Annotated in this window: 4 protein-coding genes; 1 reads left to right on the forward strand and 3 read right to left on the reverse strand. The window is 69.5% G+C overall.

Translation table 11 applies throughout. From position 1 onward, the window contains the following. Positions 1-349 precede the first annotated feature (349 nt). A complete protein-coding gene (locus tag AC07DF_RS41250; RefSeq protein WP_478982744.1) occupies positions 350-1,357 on the reverse strand; it encodes a stage II sporulation protein M in 1,008 nt (335 codons plus the stop codon). Positions 1,358-1,480: 123 nt separating this feature from the next. Here AC07DF_RS41250 and AC07DF_RS41255 point away from each other — a divergent pair, with 123 nt between their 5' ends. Beyond that, positions 1,481-2,461: an RDD family protein gene (locus AC07DF_RS41255; RefSeq protein ID WP_478982746.1), complete on the forward strand. Its 981-nt coding sequence runs from the start codon at positions 1,481-1,483 to the stop codon at positions 2,459-2,461. 37 nt (positions 2,462-2,498) lie between these two features. On the opposite strand, the gene AC07DF_RS41260 is transcribed toward AC07DF_RS41255, so the two are convergent. Further along, on the reverse strand, positions 2,499-3,113 hold the full coding sequence (locus tag AC07DF_RS41260) for a hypothetical protein (protein WP_478982748.1): 615 nt from the start codon (positions 3,111-3,113) through the stop codon (positions 2,499-2,501). A 114-nt stretch (positions 3,114-3,227) separates the two neighbouring features. Beyond that, a partial coding sequence (locus AC07DF_RS41265; RefSeq protein WP_478982750.1) for an adenosylhomocysteinase occupies positions 3,228-3,463 on the reverse strand: 236 nt, incomplete at its 5' end.

Here is a 3,463-nt window from a genome sequence, read left to right on the forward strand (position 1 = left end):
TCCCTTCGGTCTTGCGTTTCCGACTCTATCAGATCTTTCCGATCCGATTTCCTCGGTGCTTTCCAGGTTCCCGCTTTCGCGTTTCCCTTTCCGGCAGTTCCGACTTTATCAGAAGTTTCGGGCCGTACTGACCGGCCGCTCATTTCCGATTCATCGGGAGTGGCTTCAATGAAATCAGCGTTTCAAGAAGCAGGTAGATGTTCACTGTCGCCGTCTGGGGTGGAACCCACCTCCAGGCAACTGTTCGAATCTACCTCCCCGCACTCGCCGTGTCAACGACTCCTGTGGGGCGAAGAGGAGACTAGCAGCTGAACGGACGTGGTTGCACATCCGGTGGCCGTCGGGAGGTTTAGGCCGCTGTCGGAACGGTGGCGCTGCGCTCTGCTGCCTCCACGTCGCCGGTGTCTCCGGCGCGGGCGGCACGACCGCCCAGGACGTAGACGTAGGCCAGGAAGGCCAGTTCGGCGGCGACCCCGATGCTGATGCGGGCCCAGGTGGGGAGGCCCGACGGGGTGACGAAGCCTTCGATGGCGCCGGAGACGAAGAGGACGAGGGCGAGGCCGATGGCCATGCCGATGGCGGCTCGGCCCTCCTCCGCCAGAGCCGTGCGTCGCGTACGGGGACCCGGGTCGATGAGGGTCCAGCCCAGGCGCAGCCCGGTGCCTGCGGCCACGAAGACGGCGGTCAGTTCGAGCAGGCCGTGCGGGAGGACCAGGCCGAGGAAGGTGTCGAGCCGGCCGGCCGAGGACATCAGGCCGAAGCCGATGCCGAGGTTGAGCATGTTCTGGAAGAGGATCCAGATGACCGGGAGTCCCAGGAAGACCCCGAGGATCAGGCACAGGGCGGCGGCCCAGGCGTTGTTCGTCCACACCTGGGCGGCGAAGCTGGCAGCCGGGTGGCTGGAGTAGTAGGTCTCGTACTGACCGCCGGGGCGGGTGAGCTCGCGTAGTTCGCTGGGGGCCGCGATGGACGCCTGTACTGGGGGGTGGGTGCCGATCCACCAGCCCAGGAGCACGGCGACGGCCGTGGACAGGAGCGCGGTTGGTACCCACCAGTGACGTGACTTGTAGACCGCGGCGGGGAAGCCGTGGGCGAGGAAGCGGGTGACGTCGCGCCAGGAGGCACGTCGGGTACCTGTCACAGCACTACGCGCGCGTGCCACCAGCTGGCTGAGCCGGCCGGTCAGCTGGGGGTCGGGGGCGCTGGACTGGATCAGGGAGAGATGCGTGGCGGTGCGCTGGTAGAGGGTGACGAGTTCGTCGGCTTCGGCGCCGTTGAGGCGGCGCTGGTGACGCAGCAGGGCTTCGAGGCGGTCCCACTCCGCTCGGTGGGCGGAGACGAAGACGTCGAGGTCCATCGGTGTGCCTGCTCCTCGGCTGTTCGTCGGCGACTCGTCGTGGATCAGCTTGTCGTACTGCGGCGCGATGCGCCCTCAGCTTGGCAGACTGGCCCTGTCCGGGGCAGGGGAAGGGCGGCAGGCGTGAGTGAGCTGGTGACGGGCGAGGCTGTGGCGTTGGAGCTGCGCCCCGCGAGGCTGCCCAGCAGGGCACTGGCCGTGCTGCTCGACCTTGTGGCGGCCATGGCCGTCTATGTGGCGGTGACCATCGTGCTGGTGACTTCCACGGCCTCGCTGGACGAGGCGGCGCAGACGGCGCTGTCGATCGCGACGTTCGTCCTCGTGCTGGTGGGTGCGCCGATCGCGGTGGAGACGCTCAGTCACGGGCGGTCGCTCGGGAAGATGGCATGCGGTCTGCGTGTGGTGCGGGACGACGGGGGTCCGATCCGGTTCCGGCATGCGCTGGTGAGGGGCTTGATCGCGGTGATCGAGATCCTCATGACCTTCGGGATCATCGCCTGCATCGCCTCGTTCGTGTCGGCGCGTGGGCGGCGGCTGGGGGATGTGTTCGCAGGGACTCTTGTCGTACGGGAGCGGATTCCGGTCACGCGGACCGGCTTTGTGCCGCCTCCTCCGCCCTGGCTGGCGGGACGGTTCTCGGGGCTCGATCTGTCTGCCGTGCCCGACGGTCTGTGGCTCGCCGTCCGTCAGTATCTGACGCGTATGCAGCAGTTGGATCCGCAGGTCGGCTGGTCGATGGCCGAGCGGCTGGCGGCGGATCTCGCGGAGCGTACGGGGGCGCCGGTGCCGCAGGGTGTTCCGCCGGCGGCGTATCTGGCGGCGGTCGTGCAGGAGCGGCAGGCGCGGGAGTCCCGGCGGGCTTTCCAGAGCGGTTCGGCCCCGGCTCCCGCTCCGGCCGGGGAAGGGCCTCCGGCCGTGTACGCACCGCCGGCCGCGTACGGGGCTCCAGCCGCGTACGGACCGCCGCCTGCTGACGTGCCGCCCGTTGTGCCCGTTGTGGCGCCTGGTGCGGCGTCCGAGTCGTCTGGCGAGGGCAGGTCTGTGGAGGCGCCGGAGGTGTCGGCGGGCGAGCGTCCCGGCACCGGGTTCGTGCCGCCGGCTTAGTGAGGGCGGGGCTGCCCGCTCCGCTGCGGCCGTCGGGTCAGGTGAATGTCGACGGTGGCGATTCGAGGTCCTCGAGCTCGATGCCGGGGGCCGCGAGCACCACGTCGCCGGCGATGTGCACGGCGTGCTGCTCGCCCGTGTCCAGGTCTGTGACCTGGTATTCGTCCACGGCCAGAGGGCCGTTGTCAGTGGCGTGTGCTTCTCTCTTCAGCAGGGACCACGACTGGTCCACGGTGCGCGGGGCGAGGACCGGGTCCGTGAAGGCGACGAGGCGTACGCGGGTGGCGGCTGCGGAGGGGGTGAGGCGCAGGAGACGGGTGGTGGCGACGAGGAACGCCGGGGAGGTGCCGGTGAAGGCGTGGGCGCGCACATTGCCTTCGGTGGCCTCGATCCCGGTGGGGTCGGTGCGGACCCAGGTGACGCCGTCGAGGGCGGCGCCGCGGACTTGCCAGGCGGCGGCGTGGAGTTCGAGACGGATGGGGCGGCCGAGTTCGTCGAGGGTGAGGTCGACGGAGCCGTGGTGATCGCCCGAGGGGGTGGTCAGCTGGGAGACGTAGCGCCAGCCGGAGGGGCCGACGGCGCAGTGGAAGTGTTCATCCGCGAGGGGGGTGTGATCGTGCGGATCGTGGAGCGAATAACGGCCGCGGGGCATGGGGGTCCTGGGTCTTGACGGGCCGGTCCGGTCGCTGGTCCGGCAAACGGGGCAGGCCCCCGGCACGGGGGTGCGGGGGCCTGCATCGGGGGACCTGCTGCCGGTGAGTGCGGCTCAGTAGCGGTAGTGGTCCGGTTTGAACGGGCCCTCGACCTGGACGCCGATGTACTCGGCCTGCTCGGGACGGAGCGTGGTCAGCTTCACGCCGAGCGCGTCGAGGTGCAGGCGGGCGACCTTCTCGTCGAGGTGCTTGGGCAGCACATAGACGCCGGTCGGGTACTCGTCGGGCTTGGTGAACAGCTCGATCTGGGCCAGGGTCTGGTCCGCGAAGGAGTTGGACATCACGAACG

The organism is Streptomyces sp. NPDC044719 (genome assembly GCF_056433405.1).